The organism is Streptomyces sp. CLV115, from assembly GCF_038448545.1.
In the GTDB taxonomy this organism is placed as follows: domain Bacteria; phylum Actinomycetota; class Actinomycetes; order Streptomycetales; family Streptomycetaceae; genus Streptomyces; species Streptomyces sanglieri.
On record NZ_JBCEWQ010000048.1, the window covers coordinates 1 to 16,414 of the forward strand.

At 70.5% G+C, this 16,414-nt stretch carries 12 protein-coding genes; 5 read left to right on the top strand and 7 right to left on the bottom strand.

Annotated elements, in window-relative coordinates; translation table 11 throughout:
- Window positions 1-249: 249 nt before the first annotated feature.
- The gene (locus tag AADR41_RS18365; RefSeq protein ID WP_342282493.1) at window positions 250-2,703 is read left to right on the top strand and encodes a hypothetical protein; all 2,454 of its coding nucleotides are present in this window, start codon (window positions 250-252) and stop codon (window positions 2,701-2,703) included.
- Window positions 2,704-2,783: 80 nt separating this feature from the next.
- Here AADR41_RS18365 and AADR41_RS18370 read toward each other — a convergent pair whose 3' ends face one another.
- The 3 genes from AADR41_RS18370 to AADR41_RS18380 form a co-directional block, all read right to left on the bottom strand.
- On the bottom strand, window positions 2,784-3,989 hold the full coding sequence (locus AADR41_RS18370) for a serine hydrolase domain-containing protein (protein ID WP_342282494.1): 1,206 nt from the start codon (window positions 3,987-3,989) through the stop codon (window positions 2,784-2,786).
- A gap of 104 nt (window positions 3,990-4,093) precedes the next feature.
- Window positions 4,094-6,652, bottom strand: a complete 2,559-nt coding sequence (locus AADR41_RS18375) for an MDR family MFS transporter (RefSeq protein WP_342282495.1) — start codon at window positions 6,650-6,652, stop codon at window positions 4,094-4,096.
- Window positions 6,653-6,764: 112 nt separating this feature from the next.
- Window positions 6,765-7,310 carry a MarR family winged helix-turn-helix transcriptional regulator gene (locus tag AADR41_RS18380; RefSeq protein ID WP_342282496.1) on the bottom strand — a complete coding sequence of 182 codons (546 nt, stop codon included), beginning with the start codon at window positions 7,308-7,310 and terminating at the stop codon, window positions 6,765-6,767.
- A 218-nt stretch (window positions 7,311-7,528) separates the two neighbouring features.
- Between AADR41_RS18380 and AADR41_RS18385 the strand changes: the two genes are divergently transcribed.
- Entirely contained in the window at window positions 7,529-8,398 is an 870-nt protein-coding gene (locus tag AADR41_RS18385; RefSeq protein ID WP_342282497.1) for an LLM class F420-dependent oxidoreductase, read from the top strand.
- Window positions 8,399-8,444: 46 nt separating this feature from the next.
- On the opposite strand, the gene AADR41_RS18390 is transcribed toward AADR41_RS18385, so the two are convergent.
- Window positions 8,445-8,948: a DinB family protein gene (locus AADR41_RS18390; protein ID WP_342282498.1), complete on the bottom strand. Its 504-nt coding sequence runs from the start codon at window positions 8,946-8,948 to the stop codon at window positions 8,445-8,447.
- Window positions 8,949-9,170: 222 nt separating this feature from the next.
- Here AADR41_RS18390 and AADR41_RS18395 point away from each other — a divergent pair, with 222 nt between their 5' ends.
- The 3 genes from AADR41_RS18395 to AADR41_RS18405 all read left to right on the top strand — a co-directional run bounded on the left by AADR41_RS18395 (window position 9,171) and on the right by AADR41_RS18405 (window position 13,104).
- Window positions 9,171-9,764, top strand: coding sequence for a hypothetical protein (locus tag AADR41_RS18395; RefSeq protein ID WP_342282499.1), 594 nt, complete (start codon window positions 9,171-9,173; stop codon window positions 9,762-9,764).
- A gap of 156 nt (window positions 9,765-9,920) precedes the next feature.
- Window positions 9,921-12,326 (top strand): Tox-REase-5 domain-containing protein, encoded by a 2,406-nt coding sequence (locus AADR41_RS18400; RefSeq protein ID WP_342282500.1) that lies wholly within the window; start codon window positions 9,921-9,923, stop codon window positions 12,324-12,326.
- A 49-nt stretch (window positions 12,327-12,375) separates the two neighbouring features.
- The gene (locus tag AADR41_RS18405; RefSeq protein ID WP_342282501.1) at window positions 12,376-13,104 is read left to right on the top strand and encodes an Imm52 family immunity protein; all 729 of its coding nucleotides are present in this window, start codon (window positions 12,376-12,378) and stop codon (window positions 13,102-13,104) included.
- A gap of 104 nt (window positions 13,105-13,208) precedes the next feature.
- On the opposite strand, the gene AADR41_RS18410 is transcribed toward AADR41_RS18405, so the two are convergent.
- From AADR41_RS18410 to AADR41_RS18420, 3 genes are read right to left on the bottom strand one after another with little or no spacing between them, the layout of a single operon-like run.
- Window positions 13,209-13,658, bottom strand: a complete 450-nt coding sequence (locus AADR41_RS18410; RefSeq protein ID WP_342282502.1) for a DUF3592 domain-containing protein — start codon at window positions 13,656-13,658, stop codon at window positions 13,209-13,211.
- A 20-nt stretch (window positions 13,659-13,678) separates the two neighbouring features.
- Window positions 13,679-14,260 (bottom strand): hypothetical protein, encoded by a 582-nt coding sequence (locus tag AADR41_RS18415; RefSeq protein WP_342282503.1) that lies wholly within the window; start codon window positions 14,258-14,260, stop codon window positions 13,679-13,681.
- Window positions 14,261-14,305: 45 nt separating this feature from the next.
- Window positions 14,306-16,303 carry a hypothetical protein gene (locus tag AADR41_RS18420; RefSeq protein ID WP_342282504.1) on the bottom strand — a complete coding sequence of 666 codons (1,998 nt, stop codon included), beginning with the start codon at window positions 16,301-16,303 and terminating at the stop codon, window positions 14,306-14,308.
- Window positions 16,304-16,414 lie beyond the last annotated feature (111 nt).

The following is a 16,414-nucleotide window of genomic DNA, read 5'->3' on the forward strand; positions in this document are numbered from 1 at the left end:
CCCCCGGCCCCGCACGGACCCCGCCGCCCATCAACGCGCGAACGCACGTCTGTCCGCGCAACCTCCAAGGCGCGGGGAGCCGGCGACCGAGGTGTGAAGGGGGCGGGGAGCTGCGGTGCCGACACGCCATTAACTCCTCTTTGCCAAGGCGCAGTTGTGGCTATGGTGTCCGGGCGGCGCGTACACGTCACGGGGGCCCAACGTGCCGCCCACAACCCCTCAGGCCCCATCCGAGGGAAAGACGAGCTCTTGAACAAACTGCTCCGCATACCGTCCCGGTGGCGGTTCGCGGCCCGTTTCACGGCCGCCTTCGGCCTGACCGCGGCCGTCACCATGACCGGACTGCCGGCCGTCCAGGCCGCGCCACCGAAGCTGCCGCCGGTCTCGGCGAAGCTGAAAAAGAACTCCGGTGAGCGCTGCGACACCCGCAACAATCTCCCGCCTGCCGCGAAGACCCCGGCGAACTCCGGGTTCCCCAACGACCTCACCGGCAACCTCCACAAGGACACCGCCCTCCCGCGGAAGTTCGAGTACGACCTTCCGGGCCAGGCGTACGACGGCCTGAAGACACCGACGGCCGCCGAGAAGACGCAGGCACTGTCCAAGGTCCCCGGCGACCTGGAGAAGAACGTGGCGGCCTGGAAGAAGGCCGCCGACCTCTCCAAGAAGCCCGAGGACCGGGCCATGGAGATCTACGCCCGGTACTTCGCGAACAAGGAGGGCCTGGGGTTCAAGCACTGGTTCGACAAGCGGTACATCCGCAACCAGGTCAACAACCACAAGGGCTCCGGCTTCGAGCGTCAGCTCGTCAAGGACTACCGCCTGATCGGCCCGGACTGGCTGTGCGAGGTCACCGTCGAGCTGTTCGACAAGAACGGCGACAAGGTCGGTGAGCGCCGCTACGACGCCTACAACAAGAAGACCAAAGAGTTCAACGAGTTCAAGTCCAACAGCAAGCTGACCGCCAAGCAGCTCGCGAAGGACCGGGTCGTCGCCAAGTCGCTGCCCAAGCACACCTTCCGCTTCACCGGCGCGAAGAAGTTCACCCAGGGCCAGGTCAAGCACATCAACGACCTGGAACGCGACGTCCGCGCCATGCGGGGCGGCAAGTCCGGCCAGGTCCGCGGCAACCAGCGGTTCTACAACCCGGTGCCCAAGACCACCCCGATCCGCGGATTCTCCGACCATCAGCGGTGGTTCGCCCCCGCCTGCCAGACCGGCGGCACACAGACGCAGCTCATGGCGGCCGGTGCCAACAACTGCGGCACCCGCGGTCCCGCCAACCAGCGCGCCATCTCCTCCGGGAAGACCCTGGAGGAGGCCAAGCGCTTCCAGCGGGACGCCAACCGCCTCGACCCGAGGGGCACCCTCCCCAGGGGCGGCCCCGGCGGCGTCGACTTCACCACCATGGAGCTCCGCTACGTCGGTGGCCTCGGCAAGGGCAAGGGCATGCAGTACTCCATGCGTGCCGACCAGATGCCCGACCCGGACAACAACCCCGGCTTCGGCGGTGAGAGGAGGATGCAGCTCTCCTCCGACGCCCTGTTCACCTGGCTCGCGCTGACCCCCGACAAGTTCTGGGTCAACCTGAACCCGGACCAGCCGGGCAAGGTCATGGACACGAAGTTCGGCAAGACCGACGCCGGCCGGGTTCTTCTCGACGCGGACCTGCTCATGAAGTACGACTTCTCCGAGGCGCTGAACCCGGACAAGCACGCCGAGGGCAAGCGCTACTGGGACACCGCGCCGCGCCGCAACGGCATACCGTGCTTCCCCGGCACCCGGTTCTGGATCGAGCCCGACGAGGCGAAGGTCCGCGAGCAGGACGGCGGGATCTACATCCTCGACTCGCCGATGGACGTGTCCGCCCAGTGGCTGGACGTCGACTACACCGTCCCCGGCTCCACCGAGTGCACCGACCTCTCGGACGCCGAGAAGAAGCAGATCGAGGTGTCGGTCAACGCCAACATCGTCCCGGTCATCCAGGAGCGGGTGAACAAGGACCCCAAGTACGCAGATCTGCGCGCCGTCTACAACGCCCGCGTCGCCGCCGAGTACATCCGCCAGACCGACGCCAAGTCCCCGACGGACTTCCACCGGATCATCAACTCCAACGACGTCTCCGCGTGGCCGATCCGGGCCCCGCACCAGGACTGGACCCGCGAAATGGTCTGGGACAAGTACATGAAGACGATCAAGGAGGGCATCGAGTGGTTCGAGCTGAAGTACGGCGGCAAGATCTACAAGCAGGGGGTCGGCGGCGTCGACTTCTCCAAGCAGCCCAAGCGCAACATCAGTAAGGCGCGCTTCGACCTGGAGAACCGGGACCTGGACAACACCACCCGCAACTCCCGCGAATCCGACGACACCTCCTACCGGGACACCGACACTCTCTACCTCGGTGCCGGGCCCAGCGGTGACGAGAGCGGCGAGGACCCGGGCGGCGACCCCACTCCCACCCCGTCGCACATCGGCAAGCCGACCCCGACCGGCAAGCCCTCCACGCCGGGCACGCCGGACCCGACCCGCAGCAACGGCGGACAGCCCCCGGCCACGTCCGGGCCGGGCGGCCCCGGCGGCGATCTCGCCCGCACCGGCAGCGACACCCCCGTCGGCCTGATCGCGGGCGTCGCCGCGGTGCTCGCGGCGGCCGGCGGCGGCCTCATGTGGTGGATGCGCCGACGGCGCACCGCCCAGCACTAGTCCGGGCGGCAGCACACCCGGCAGGAAGGGCTCCACCCGCGACCCGGGTGGAGCCCTTCCGTCTCTCCGGTCCCGGGCTCTCAGGACACCGGCGCCAGTCCGGCGCGGGACCTGCGCGCCGGGGCCTTGCCGCAGAACTCGGCCTCGATCACATCGACGTAGACCGCCCCGCTCAGCAGCCAGTCACCGTTGATGTTGAACGTCAGCCGGTGCTTCCCGTCCTGTGTGCCGACCATCGCCGAGAGGGAACCGTTCGTACGGCCGCTCTTGCCCACCACCTTCACACCGCAGGACAACCGCGCGAACTCCACACCGAGTCCGTACCCGGTCCCGTCGCCCAGCGGCACCTCGTCGAGCATTTCGGCCATCTGCGCGGGCGGCAGCAACCGGCCTGCCATCAGGGCGCGTTGGAAGCGGTTGAGGTCGCCTGCGGTGGAGATGATGTCGCCGGACGCGCCCAGCCAGGTCATGTTCTGCTCGGTGGCGTCATGGATCTCGGCGCCGGGGGCCTCCTGGTGGAGGCGGGAGTAGCCGACGGGGTGCGGGTCGGGCAGCTGCGGCGCCGTGCCGGGGAACGACGTCCCGCGCAGCTTCAGCGGCCGGATGATGCGGCGGGTGGTCTCCTGGGCGTACGAACGGCCCGTCGCCCGCTCGATGACCATCCCGGCCACGACGTAGTTGGTGTTCGAGTACAGCGGTGTCTTCTCCGGGTCGGGGACCGGCGGGTGCTTCAGCGCCACCGCCACCAGCTCCTCGGGCGTATGGGTGTCGTACCGGTGCTCGGGGAAACCGGGGCCGGCGGCGTCGTGCACGAACGCGGGGTCCGAGGTGTGGTCGGCGATGCCGCTGGTGTGGTTGAGGAGTGCGCGCAGGGTGATCCGGTTCCCGTCGTACCCGTTGCCCCGCACCAGGCCGGGCAGCCAGTGCTCGACCGAGTCGTCGAGGCTCAGCCTCCCCTCCGCCTCCAGCTGGAGCAGGACGGTCGCGATGAACGTCTTGGTGATGCTGGCCCCGCGGAAGTGGTCGTCGGGGGAGCGCTCGCGACCGGTGGCGGTGTCGGCGTGACCGGCCGCCCCGTACCAGCTGCCCCTGCCGTCCCGTGCCATGGCGGCCACGCCGGGCAGCCCGCCCTTCTCCACCACGGCCCGCAACGCCGCCCGGGTCGCCTCGTGCCCGGGTGCGGTGAACGCGGGGGCCGCTTGTGCGGAAGGAGCGGATGCGGACGCCCCCACGGTCGCGGCCACCGCCAGGGCGAGCGAGGAGATACGTGCGGTCCGTTGCCTCATACGTCTTGCCTCCGGGTCACCGAGGGGGCGCGGTGTCGCCCCCCTCGGTGCCTGTGACGCCCAACTCGGCCCTCAGGGTTGATCGTTGGGGCAGCTCCCCGTGGTCACCGCTGCGGAGCCCTGGCCGTGACCAGCAGTCCGGCGAGCACGCTCGCGAGCAGGGTGAGACCGACCGTCCACCAGAGGACCGCGGTGTATCCGCTCTCCACCGCGTTGCCGATCCCGTCGTTCGGGCTGAGCGAGAAGCCGGCCTTGGCCGCTTCGATCACCGAGGGGGAGGCGTCCGGCAGGCCGCTGAGCCGATCGGAGGTCGTCGAGGCGAGGACGCCGGCGAACAGGGGCCAGGCGGCCCACACGCCCATGTTCTGGGCCGCGAGAACCATCGCCGAGGTCCCGCCGGAACCCTGCGCGGCGACTGGGCCGGTCACGGTGGTGAGCAGCGGCGTGAGGGCCAGTCCGGCACCGAAGCCGATGAGCAGTGTGCCCGGCAGCACCTGGGCGGTGTACGAGCTGCCCGCATCGATCTCGATGGAGGTCAAAAGCGCCAGGCCGACCGCCGTCAGGAGCAGGCCCGGCACGATCAGGTTGCGGGGTGCCAGCCGGTGGCACAGACGGGCGGAGACCTGGGTGGCGGCGAGGACGGTCGCACCGGCCATGGGCAGCAGGGCCTTGCCGCTGTGGGCCGGGGAGTATTCGAGGATGGCCTGGAGGTACCTGTCCGCGACCAGGAACGTGACGAACAGGCTCAGGCCGAGGAAGAGCAGGGCGAGGAGAGAACCCGCGCGGTTACGGTCCCCGAGCACGTGCGCCGGGACGAGCGGGCCGGGCGAAACGGCCTGCTGCCACACGAAGGCCGGCAGCAGGAGGGCGCCACTCGTGAGGAGGATCAGGGTCAGGGGGGCGGTCCAGCCCGTCGCCTGGGCCCGGTCGAAGCCGAAGGCGAGGGCGATGAGCGCTACGGAGCCGATGGCCAGGCCCGGTACGTCCGGACGGGCGGGGCTGCGGACCGGCTGGGGGTCGTGCACCAGGGGGGCCGCGCAGACCGCGAGGACCAGGGCGAGCGCGGCAATGACGTACATGCACATGCGCCATGCCAGGCCGTCGACCAGCGTGGCGCTCGCGAACACGCCGAACACCAGGCCACCGCCGGCGACCGCGGCGTAGACGCCGAAAGCCCTGCCGCGTTCCCTCGGGTCGCTGAATCCGGCGGAGACCAGGGCCAGCGCGGACGACGAGAGCAGCGCGGCGGACGCGCCCTGGAGCACGCCGGCGAGGATGAGCAGGCCGGCGGAGGAGGCCAGGCCGCCGACCGCGAACGCCACGGCGAAACCGGTCGCGCCGATGACGAACACCCGTTTGCGGCCCAGGAGATCGCAGAGGTGCCCGCCGAGCAGCAACAGCAGGCCGAAGGTCAGCGTGTAAGCGGTGTAGATCAGGCCCATGTCGTCGATGGAGGCGCCCAGATCGGCCTGGACGGCCGGTAGCGCGGTGCTCGTGATCGATGTGCCGATCAGCACCAGCAGCTGAGCCGACGCGGCCATCCCCAGACCCCACCACCGCATCGGGTGCGGAGCCGGCGCGTCGGCCGGGACGGGGGCCGTCGGCAGGCCGCCGGGTGCCTTGCTCAGGGACGGCCCGGACCCCGGTGGCGGCCGGCGGTCCGCCGGTGCCGTCGGGGTGTACGCGGGCTGTGCCGGAACGGGCTGTGCCGGAACGGGCCGGGCCTGGGCCGGCACGCGCGGATCCGGACGCGCGGCCCGCGTCTGCGGAGCGAAGTCCAGCAACTGCGCTGCATGCCTTCCGAGTTGGGCCAGCACCGCACCGGGCAGCCACTCGCCGTCCTGCTCACCGGCCGTACGGGCGGCCACGTCGGCGGGCGTGGGCCGCTGGGCCGGGTCCTTGTGCAGACAGGCGCGTACGAGGTCGACGAGCGACTCCGGTACCCCGGTCAGGTCCGCCTCCTCCTCCGCGATCCGGAAGAGGTGCGCGTTCAGACCGGTCTGCGTGGCGCCGAAGAGAAGGCGGCCGGTGGCGGCGTACACGAGGACCGCACCCAGGCAGAACACATCGCTGGCGGGGGTGAGTTCGAGGCCGCGCACCTGTTCGGGGGACATGAAGCCGGGGGAGCCGATCAGCATTCCGGTGCGGGTGTGCAGGCTGTCCCCGGCGATGCCGTCCACGGCCCGCGCGATCCCGAAGTCGATCACCCGTGGTCCGTCCACCGTCACCAGCACGTTCGAGGGCTTCAGATCGCGGTGGATCAGACCCGCGCCGTGCACCGACTCCAGGGCCGTGGCCAGGCGGTTGGCGAGGGTGCGGACCGAGTGCTCGGGCAGCGGCCCGAAGTCCTTGGCGACCACGGTGGTCAGGTCGGGCCCGGGGATGTACTGGGTCGCGACCCACGGCACCTGTGCCTCGGTGTCGGCGTCGAGCACGTCCGCCGTCCAGGTCCCGCCCACCCGGCGGGCGGCCGCCACCTCACGCGTGAACCGCTTGCGGAATTCGGGGTGCTGGGCGTGCTCGGCCTGCACCACTTTCACGGCCACGGTCCGTCCGGCTTCGGAACGGCCGAGATACACCAGACCCATGCCGCCCGCGCCCAGCCGGGCCATCAGACGGTAGGGGCCGATGTGCGTCGGATCTTCGGCGGTCAACTGGTCCACGGCAGCAAGATAGTTGAGGTGTCCAACCCGTGGTGCCGAGTCGCGGTGAACCGTGGCCGCACGCGGGCGATTCCTCTCGGCATCGGCCCTTTCGCCGTCGCGGCGTGCCCGCTCAGCCGGGGGACGGCATGAGCGGCGGGCCGTCGGACTCCGCCGCCGAGGCGATCTTGCGCAGCAGGACGACGAGTTGTTCCCGCTCCGCCTCGTCCAGCGGGGCCAGGAGCGCGCGTTCGGTCGCCATCTGATCGCCGATCGTGGACGCCCAGGCGTCGCGCCCCTTCTCGGTCAGTACGACGAGCAGGCTCCGGCGGTCCCCCGGCGCGGGCTCCCTGGTCACGTAGCCGGACTTCGCCAGGCGGTCCAGCCGGTTCGTCAGCGTCGCCGGATGGGTGCCCAGGCCCTCGGCCAGCTGGGTCGGTGTCATCCGGTACGGCTCACCGGCGGAGCGCAGCCGCCAGAGGATCTCGTACTCCCACATCTTCAGCCTGCGCTGCGCGAGCCCGGCTTCCTTGCGGCCCTGGAGGTACTGGACCAGCATCTGCATCCGGGTGACGGCGCCCTCGACCACCGGGTCCAGGTCGGGGACCTCCCGCCGCCATCGGGAGATGTGCCGGTCGATCGAGTCGCCGCCGGGGGCCGGCTCGCGCGTGGTCTCCATGGCTCCAGCATAGGAGCATTACTTCCGATTCGGATATTTTGAAACCGTAGCGAGTTCGACGGTGTCCGCCCGGTTCGCCGGACGGTGCCCGCCCGGCCTGCCGTACGCCCGCGCCCGCCCGACATGCCGATGGATGCCGCCGCGCGTAGCGTGAGACCACCGGCCGCGACGGCGCCGAAGTCCCGCGCCCGAGCCCCCTCGGCCTTCGGAGGGCGGACATGAAGCTCGGCCTGCACTACTGGAACTACTCCACACCCGCCGACCCGGCGCTCATCGCGCCCACCCTCGCGGAATCGGTGCGGGTCGCCGAACAGGCCGGGATCGCGTCCTTCAGCGTGATGGACCACTACTTCCAGATGGAGACCGGGCAGAGCGTCGCCGACGAACCGATGCTGGAGGGGTACACCACCCTCGGCTACGTGGCGGCGGTGAGCGAGCGGATGACGCTCGGGCTGATGGTCACCGGTGTGACGTACCGGCACCCCGGACTGCTGGCGAAGATCGTCACCAGCCTCGATGTGCTGTCCGGCGGCAGGGCCAGGCTGGGCATCGGAGCCTCCTGGTACGAGCGCGAGCAGTACGGGCTCGGCGTACCGGTGGTCCCGGTCGCCGAGCGGTTCGAGCGGCTGGAGGAGGCCATCCGCATCTGTCTCCAGATGTGGAGCGACGACAACGGCCCGTTCCGGGGCCGGCACTACCGGCTCGCGGAGACGCTGTGTGTCCCCGAGCCGATCGGCGGGCACCCGCCGATCATGATCGGCGGCGGGGGCGAGAGGAAGACACTGCTCCTGGTCGCCCGCTACGCGGACGCGTGCAATCTCTTCGCCACCGGCCAGGAGGAAGTGGCCCACAAGCTCGACGTGCTGCGGGCGCACTGCGAGGCGGAGGGCCGTGACTACGACGCCATCACGAAGACCGTGATGTACGGCGGCCCGGTCCTGGACAGGCCGGCCGCGTTCCTCGCCGACGCGGAGGCGTACGCGGGCCTGGGCATCGGCGAGATCCAGGTGCTGCCCGACCGGCACCCGGTCAGTTTCACCCACCAGATCGCCGAGCACATCGCCCCCGCCGTCGCCGGGATCGGATAGCCGACGGTGGTGGGTGCGCCGCGCACCCACCAGCGAACGGACGGGTCTACACGCCGGTGGTGCCGTCCACGATCTCCCGGATCATGTCGAGGTGCCCGTTGTGCCGGGCGGTCTCCTCGATCAGATGCAGGACGATCCAGCGCAGATCGGGGTGGGTGCCGTCGCGGCGCGGCTGTGCGGCCCGGGTGTCCAGGTCGGTGGCGGCGACCAACTCGCTGTAGCGAGCGGTCCGTTCCTCGTAGAGCGAAAGCACATCGGCGAGCGGCATGTCCACCGCGATACGCATCTCGCGGTCGGGGTCCTCGTCGGTCCACGGGCCCTCGTCCGGGCCACCGAGGAAGGCCACCTCGAACCAGTGGTACTCCACCCAGCTCAGGTGGTTGATCAGCCCGGCGATCGTCATCAGGGGCGAGCCGGGAAGCGGAGCCCTGCGGGCGTCCTCCGGCGAGACGCCCTCGCACTTGGCGCGTGCGGTGTCGCGTACGTAGTCGAGGAAGGTGGCCAGCTGAGTGCGCTCGTCCCAGGCGGGAGGCGAATCGGTGCGTGTCATCGCCGTACACGATGTGCGACGGACCGTCCGCTGTCCACCGCATTGTCCAATGGGGCCCGCTCCTGGGTCCGTGGGCCCACGCCCCGGCGATCCGGCCTCATTACGCTCGTGTACGACCGACTGTGAGCCACCCGACCGGCGCTTGCCACGAGCGCCTGTCCGGCGTGCCCGCAGATATCTGGAACTGCACGCTCCACCTGTCTCGCATGGGGTGATGTGTCGATGAGTGACGGTTTCTTCTACTCGTACCACCTCGGCTGGAGCCGACCGGACTCCGAGTCGCTCTTCAATGATCTCGACGCCGCGGGGCTGCGGCTCAGCCACCCGGTGACCAGGCGGGTCACGCTGCTCGGCCCGGGGCCGGGACCGCACGGCACCCCGTCGTGGGTGACCAGGGAGCAGCTCGTGCTCCTCGCCGGACTCCAGCGGCTCGACAGCGTCGACTTCGTGCTGTGGATGACCAGCGGAACCGAAGTACCCGCCCGCATCCGCCGGATGCGGGACGGAGTCGTCGCGCTCGAATTCGGCTTCGGCCGGCTGACCCGGGACGAGCAGGAGGTCGCCGCGCGGGCGATCAGGGAGGCGATAGGGCGGGCATCGGTGCTCTGCATCGGATTCGTCGTCGACCGCGAGGGCGCCTCGGTGGCGACGGACTGGAGCGGCGTCGTCATCAACGGCACCACGTTCTTCGACAGCTGGCCGGACACCCTGGCCGTGCGGCACGAGATAGCCGCGATGCAGCCGCAGTTGGCCGGGGTGGCCTCGTACGACCAGTCGCCCTGGATGCTCTTCGGGAGCGAGGTCCCCGTCCGGTAGCCGGATCTCCGCTCCGGCAGTCGGATTCCCGTCCGGTAGCGCCGACTTTGAGCCTTGCATTGGGTCCTGAGGCCCATGCCCCGATGGGTGCCGGTGTGGTCCGATGCGTGGAGTGGCTGAACTGTGGCCGTACACCGGCAAGGTGGGGGACTCGTCGTGTCTGGCATAGGCGGATTTGCGGTTTCGGGTGGCGCGGGCGGGGGCGTCGCCGTGGGTGGACAGGGCAGACGGTCCCTGCCGCGCCCGTTGCAGGCGGTGCTGATCCTCGTACGGCTCCTCTTCGCCGCCGCGGTCGTGGGCGGCATCGGTGTGATGACCGTGGCCTCGGCGGTCGACGAGGTCGACGGCCAGTTGTTCGGGCTGCTGCTGTACGCGGCGCTGCCGAGCGTGATCGGGTTCGTGCTCTCGCTGTATCTGCGCACCGGCGGTGTCTGGGTCTGGCGCGGACTGCTGGCCGTACACGTCTGGCTCACCCTGGGCGCGCTGGCGACCCTCGGCCAGGACGGCGGCGGGCGCGGCGTCACCCAGCTGGTGATGCCGGTCGCCGTCGTCGTACTGCTGTTCCGGGCGAGCTCCCGCGAATGGTTCGACCTGCCGCTCGCACAGCGCCTGCCGCACCGGCGGTTCAGCATCGCGCGCATGATCAGGTGGCGCCGGGACGACGCGGGTCAGACCGCGATGGAATACCTGGGCATGGTCCTGGTCGTCGTGGCCCTCATCGGCGGACTCGTCGTCACGGGGATCGGCGCCCAGCTGACCGGCGGGCTCCAGGACGCGATCTGCCGGCTCACCGGGAGCGCCTGCCCCGCGCCCGGCAGCAATGTGGAGGCCGGTCCCGGCAAGGGCTCCGGCGGATCGACCACGAGCGGTGGATCGACCACGGCCGGCGGCAAGGACGCCGGTGGTACGGACACGGGCGGATCGGTGGCCACGGGCGGCACGGACTCCGGGGGCTCGGGCCCGGCCGGCTCCGGCTCCGGCGGGTCCGACGTGGCCGGAGGCTCCAACGCGTCCGGCGGTACCGATGCCACCGGCGGATCCGGTTCGGCGGGCAGCGCGGGCAACGGCTCCGGCGCCGCCGGAAGTTCCGCGGGCTCCAACGGGGGTGACCCCGCCGTCCAGGTCGACGACGGCGGCGACGACGTGGACACCTCCGGGGAGCCGAACGGCGGCGACGACGACCAGGACGGCTCCGGCGACGGCGACGACGGGAAGTCCGAGGAGAGCTGCACCTCGGGCGTCGGCGCGTTCTTCTCCTGCGCCGCGCACCAGACCGGGGGCTTCTTCAAGGGCCTGATCGGCGACGGGCTCTGGGGCGACGTCACCGGCACGATCGACACGATCCTCCACCCCATCAAGGCCTGGGACGGCCTGATGGACTACGGCAAGAGCCTCGGCGACAAGTGGAGCCAGGACTCCAAGGGCGCCGGGGACAAGTGGGCCGACGGCGACTACCTCGGCGCGGTCTGGGACTGGACCAAGGCGTCCGGCGGCACCGGCATCAAGGTCCTCGACGACATGTTCATCGGCGACGAGGTCCGGGACATGTGGAAGGAAGGCAACGAGGGCCAGGCGATCGGCACCGGTCTCTGGAACATCGGCTCGCTGTTCATCCCGGGCTACGGCGAGGCCAAGCTCGTCGGCAAGTTCGGAAAGCTGGGCAAGTTCGGGAAGCTCGGCAAGCTCGGCGAGGTCGCCGAGAAGGCGGGCGAGGCCGCGAACAAGGCCAAGAAGGCCGCCAAGGCCGGCGACATCACAGCCGCGGAGAAGGCCGCCAAGGAAGCGCAGCAGCACGCCGACGACGCTGCCGAGCAGGCCGGCCTCAAGGGCTGCACCGTCGGCATGGGCGGCCGGGTACGCGTCCCGTACGGCAGCGGCGCGGGCGTCTCACTGTCCGGCTCCGGCACCGGCGTCGTCGCCGGGGCGCGCACGTCCGTGCCCGTCGGATTCCTCGCCGGGAAGTGCGACGAGGTCGACCCGGACAAGAAGGCCGCCGCCGACGAGGCCCAGCGCCTGGCCGACGAGGCGAAGAAGGCCGCGGACGCGGCCAAGCGCCGCAAGGCCCTGGAGGACGCCAAGAACCAGCCGAAGCCGGCCTGGTACAAGGACCTCAAGGACCCGCCGGCCGGGGCCAAGGATGGCGGCGAGGGCAACTGGCAGGAGATCAAGCCCGGCGTCTGGAACTACCCGACCGAGATGGGTGCCCGCTACCAGGAGCAGATCTCCAAGGTGGGCCGCGGCAAGGAGTACCGGGTTCCGCTCGACAAGCTCACCGGAAAGCCGGTCGACTTCGACGGCTGGGACGCCTCGCGGGGCACCTACCTGGAGGCGAAGTACGGGTACAAGGGCAAGGACTTCTACAACGCCGACACCGGGACGCTCACCCCGAAGGTGGCCGACCGGTGGGCGGACCAGGCGAGCCGGCAGGTCGACGCGGCACGCGGCAAGCCGGTCGAGTGGCACCTGTCCGACCCGGACGTCGCCGAGGCGGCGCGAGAGATGTTCGAGGACCGGGGCATCCCGGTTAAGGTGATCCACACCCCGGGGGACGTGACCGGCTGACCGCCGGACGGGGTGTGGAACCGCAGACCGGAGCCGAGGAGAACGTGCCGTGCTGAACGTCGTGGTCAATGGCTTCTGGGGCCCTCGCGGGGAATCCGTGGCCGCCGTCGCCGAACGCTGGGCCGGCACGCTCACCGCGCTGGGGGACATCGACGGCCGGACGTTCGACGTGTGGCACGAGGCCGGTGACGGCGAGCCGTCCGACCCCGTGCAGGAGCCCTCGGCCCCGGCGCTGGCGGAGTACATCGAGCGGACGAACACCGGCCCCGATCTCGATGTGGCGGGGTACACGACGTCGCTGTGGGCACGCAACCCCGCAGCGGCGCACGTGTCCCTGGCGATCCACGTGGGCAGCACCTCGCAGTACGCGGTGAACTCCGTCTCGCTCGCCTTCCGGTCGCGCGAGGTGGACGAGACGGCGGAGGTGATCCGGCGCGCGCCGGAGATCCTGCGCCTCCTCGCGGAGCACTGGGAGTTCGACACCGGGCAGGTGTACGACAGGCCCCTGTACCGTGCGGTGGCCGAACGGTTCGGCCTGGAGAACTCCGACCCCCGGTGCGGCCGGGCGGTCTTCCTCTCCGCGGGCCGTGCCGCCCTCGCCCCCGAGGACCTGCCCGCGACCTACGTCCGCACCGCTCACGGCGGACTGGTCGTCGACCTCACCCGTGGCGGTACGCAGTCCCCTGCCGTCGAGACCGTCATCGAGGCGAACACCCTGCTGCGGGCCGCCGGTGCGCTGGAAAGGCTCCCGGCGCCGTTCGACCGCGCCACATTCTGACCCCGCGCCCCGCGAGCGGGGTGCGTTCCACGAAGCAGGCCCCCGCCTCGCGACGAACCCGCGCCACGTTCTGGCCCCGCGCCCCCGTCAGCGGGGCAGGTCCCTCAGAGCCATCCCCGCATCGCCACGAAGCCCAGCAGCAGCCCCGCCGCGAACACCCCGAGCACGAGCGCGAACACCGCGGGCATCAGCACCGGACCCCACGCCCCCGGCCCGGCCACCGTCGCGTTCCGCTCCGGGGCGGCCGGGTCGTAGCTGACCCGGACCGGCGCCCCGACCTCGAAGCCGAACGGACCCGGGGCGTGGTCGGTGAACTCGACGTCGCGGCCGTCGCGGGTGCGGAACGCGAAGACGTACTCGGTGGCGTGACCGCGCTCCGAGCCCGGCCCCCGGTCGACCGTCCGGCGGTCCGAACACCACCCCTCGGTGTGTTCGCCGTGCCGCACCAGCCGCAGCACCCGGTACAGCCGGAGCGCGGAACGGACCGCGAACGCACCGAGGAGCAGGCCGAGCAGCAGCAGGAACGTGGCCGTGCCGCCGGGCAGGATCTGCATGAACGAGCGCTCCCGGTCCGCTACTTGACGGTGATCGAATCGACGAACGCGTCCAGGTCCTTCGAGCTCAGCGAGCCCTTCACCGCATTGAGCCGGACCGCGAACGGCACATCCTTCGAATCGACGCCCGCCACCACGACCCCCGTCATCCGGGTGCCCTGCGCCGGCGTCCGGTCCTCGCCGCTCGACGTGAACTCGTAGTCGATCCGGCGCGCCTCACGGGCGCTCTCCGCGCCCGCGAGCCGCACCTCCTCGGTCCCCTTGCGGGTCGCCCCGAGACCGATGCCGGCGCCCGCCGCGGACGCCGCCTCGTCGGCATCGTCCACACCCGTGGCGAAGTCCAGCTGCACCGAGACCATGCCGGTGCGCAGCCCGCTCTCCTCCTTGAGCGCGACGGCCGCGTTGGCCTTCGCCCGGTCGGCCGCGGGCTGCTCCTTGTAGCCCCTCTCCCCGGGGTAGCCGACGGAGAGGCTCTTGGTGTCGAGCTTTTCCCAGCCCTGCGGGAGCGTGGCACTCTCCCCGCCGCATCCGGTGAGCAGCGCGAGGCCGAGGGCGGCGGCAGCGGTCGCGCCGATCGTCCGGTACGTCTTCTTCGTCGTCATCGCCTGTCGCCTCTTCGTCGTGCCCGGTCGGTGCTTTCCGTACGGCTACTTCGCGCAGTAGCTGTACGGCAGGTACGAGCGCTTGTCGCCCTGCGGAGCCCCGAGGAACTGCGCGTCCGTCAGTGTCTCCTTCTTGTGCTCGTCGGAGATGGAGAATCCCAGACTCATCCCGAGCGAGACCTCGAAGCCGAACTCCTGGGCGTCCGTCTGACCGTTGTAGTTCATTCTGCTCGACAGGCCGTCCTCGTACATGAGCCGGTCGAAGGGGTCGGTCCCGGTGGGCTTCTCCTGCAGCGAGTGGTCGCCGAACATGTACTCGAACGGGGCGGTGTTGTTGCCGGAGCCGTCCAGCCACTGCTCGGCGACGGCGCGCTTGTCCTCGGTGGCCTTGTCGGTGTCCTTGCCGAAGACGATCGAGTTGGTCAGGACCTCGATGCCGGTCTCGCCGGAGGAGTCGGAGCCGCTGACCTTGCCGCCCCGCTTGTCCTTGCCCTTCTCGCCGTTGTCACCGCTGATGTCGCCCTTGTTCGACGTCGAACCGTTCTCGACGGTCTGGGTCATGTCGATCCGGACGATCTTGCCGGTCTTCTGGTCGCGGGTGACGGTGACCGCCCCGGTCCGGTTGTCCTTCGCGGAGGCCGCGCCGCCCAGCGGACCGGCCGAACCGCTGACCTTGCCCTCCAGCTCCAGCTTGGCGGTGTAGGTGTACGACTCGTTGCCGTTGACGTCGTCCTTGGTGATGGTCACCTCGGGGGAGAACTTCGCCTTGCCGCCGAGCTTCGCGCCGAGCTTGGTCTCGTCGCCCGCGCTGATGGAGAGGCCGCCGTCCGCGTACGCGTTGAGGCCGATGGTCGAGTACGAGATCTTCTTGTCGCCGATCTTGCTCTCGACGTCCTTCTTCTTGTCGGCCCACTTCATCCCGGAGTACCAGCCGCCGCCGTAGCCGCCGCTGTACTTCGTGGAGGTCTCCCACATCTTCATTTCTTCGATGTCGTCCCGCATCTTCTGGGCCTCTTCCTCGCTCTTGAAGACCCAGGTGTCACCGTTGGTGATCTTGATGCCGCCGCCGACGTCCACGTCGGCCTTGCCCAGCTTGCCGAGCTTCACCCCGGGGGTGCTGGCGGTGGCGCCGGCCGAGGCGGCGTCGGTGAACGTCATGTAGACCAGCTTGTCGTTCTCGTCGACCTTGCCGTCCGCGTTCACATCGGTCTTGGCCTGGCTGACCTTCTGCTGGAAGCCGTACTCGTTGCCCCACTCGAACCAGCCGATCTTGACCTTGTCGCCGACGGTGTCGGAGATGCTGGAGACCTGGCACATCTTGGGTTCGTAGTCGGCGTCCGTCTTCGGCTGCGCGGTGGTTTCCCCGCCGCCGGTGGAGCAGCCGCCACCGCCGCCGCCCATGGCGCTGATCGCGCAGCGGATGCGCTCGCCGATCTGGCCGCCGACACCCGCCATCGACATCGCACCGATCAGCGTCACGACGAGGACGACCACCCCGAGGTACTCCATGGCGGTGGCACCGCCGTCGCGCCAGGAGTACGGCCGGTACGGGGCGGGCTCCGGTTCGTCCGCGCGGTCGTCCAGCAGCCGGTCGACGGCGAGTCCCGCGGTCGCTCCGGTCACCAGCGAGACGATCGGCATCAACGTGCCCTCGAAGCCCACGAGATGCCAGGACACCGCCAGTCCGTACACCATCGCGGCCACCGGGACACCGAGGGAGGCGAGCAGCGTCAGCAGACGGGACTCGCGGTACTCGTCGGGCAGTACGCGGGCGGCGGCCAGCACCGTGAGGACGGTCGTGATGACGTTGGGGATGTGCAGCAGGGCCAGCCGCCAGCCGAAGCTCATGAGCCGCTCGTCGGTGGCCAGCAGCTCGACGAGTCCGCGCGAGACCAGGTACCCGGAGGCGATGTAGACCAGGGCGCCGGCGGCCCAGCTGCGGGTCAGGGCGAAGAACACGCCGCCGCTCGCGTCGGATCTGCCCCCGTTCCCCGGCGGTATGTGGCCCGCGCCTCCACTTCCCCAGCCCCCGCCACCAGTCACGGTTCTTCCTCTCCGACGCCCACTTGCCATGCCTGTGCCCGTAGTTCCGCATTCGGGTGTGGAGTTGAGCGTACGGACGTGCGAGCCGGGTGACCTGGGCCCTTGGCCCCA

Bases quoted from the DNA above. Each gene is read 5' to 3' on its own strand.
- AADR41_RS18370 (WP_342282494.1), bottom strand. From the start codon at position 3,989: ATGAGGCAACGGACCGCACGTATCTCCTCGCTCGCCCTGGCGGTGGCC.
- AADR41_RS18380 (WP_342282496.1), bottom strand. From the start codon at position 7,310: ATGGAGACCACGCGCGAGCCGGCCCCCGGCGGCGACTCGATCGACCGG.
- AADR41_RS18385 (WP_342282497.1), top strand. From the start codon at position 7,529: ATGAAGCTCGGCCTGCACTACTGGAACTACTCCACACCCGCCGACCCG.
- AADR41_RS18390 (WP_342282498.1), bottom strand. From the start codon at position 8,948: ATGACACGCACCGATTCGCCTCCCGCCTGGGACGAGCGCACTCAGCTG.
- AADR41_RS18395 (WP_342282499.1), top strand. From the start codon at position 9,171: ATGAGTGACGGTTTCTTCTACTCGTACCACCTCGGCTGGAGCCGACCG.
- AADR41_RS18410 (WP_342282502.1), bottom strand. From the start codon at position 13,658: ATGCAGATCCTGCCCGGCGGCACGGCCACGTTCCTGCTGCTGCTCGGC.
- AADR41_RS18415 (WP_342282503.1), bottom strand. From the start codon at position 14,260: ATGACGACGAAGAAGACGTACCGGACGATCGGCGCGACCGCTGCCGCC.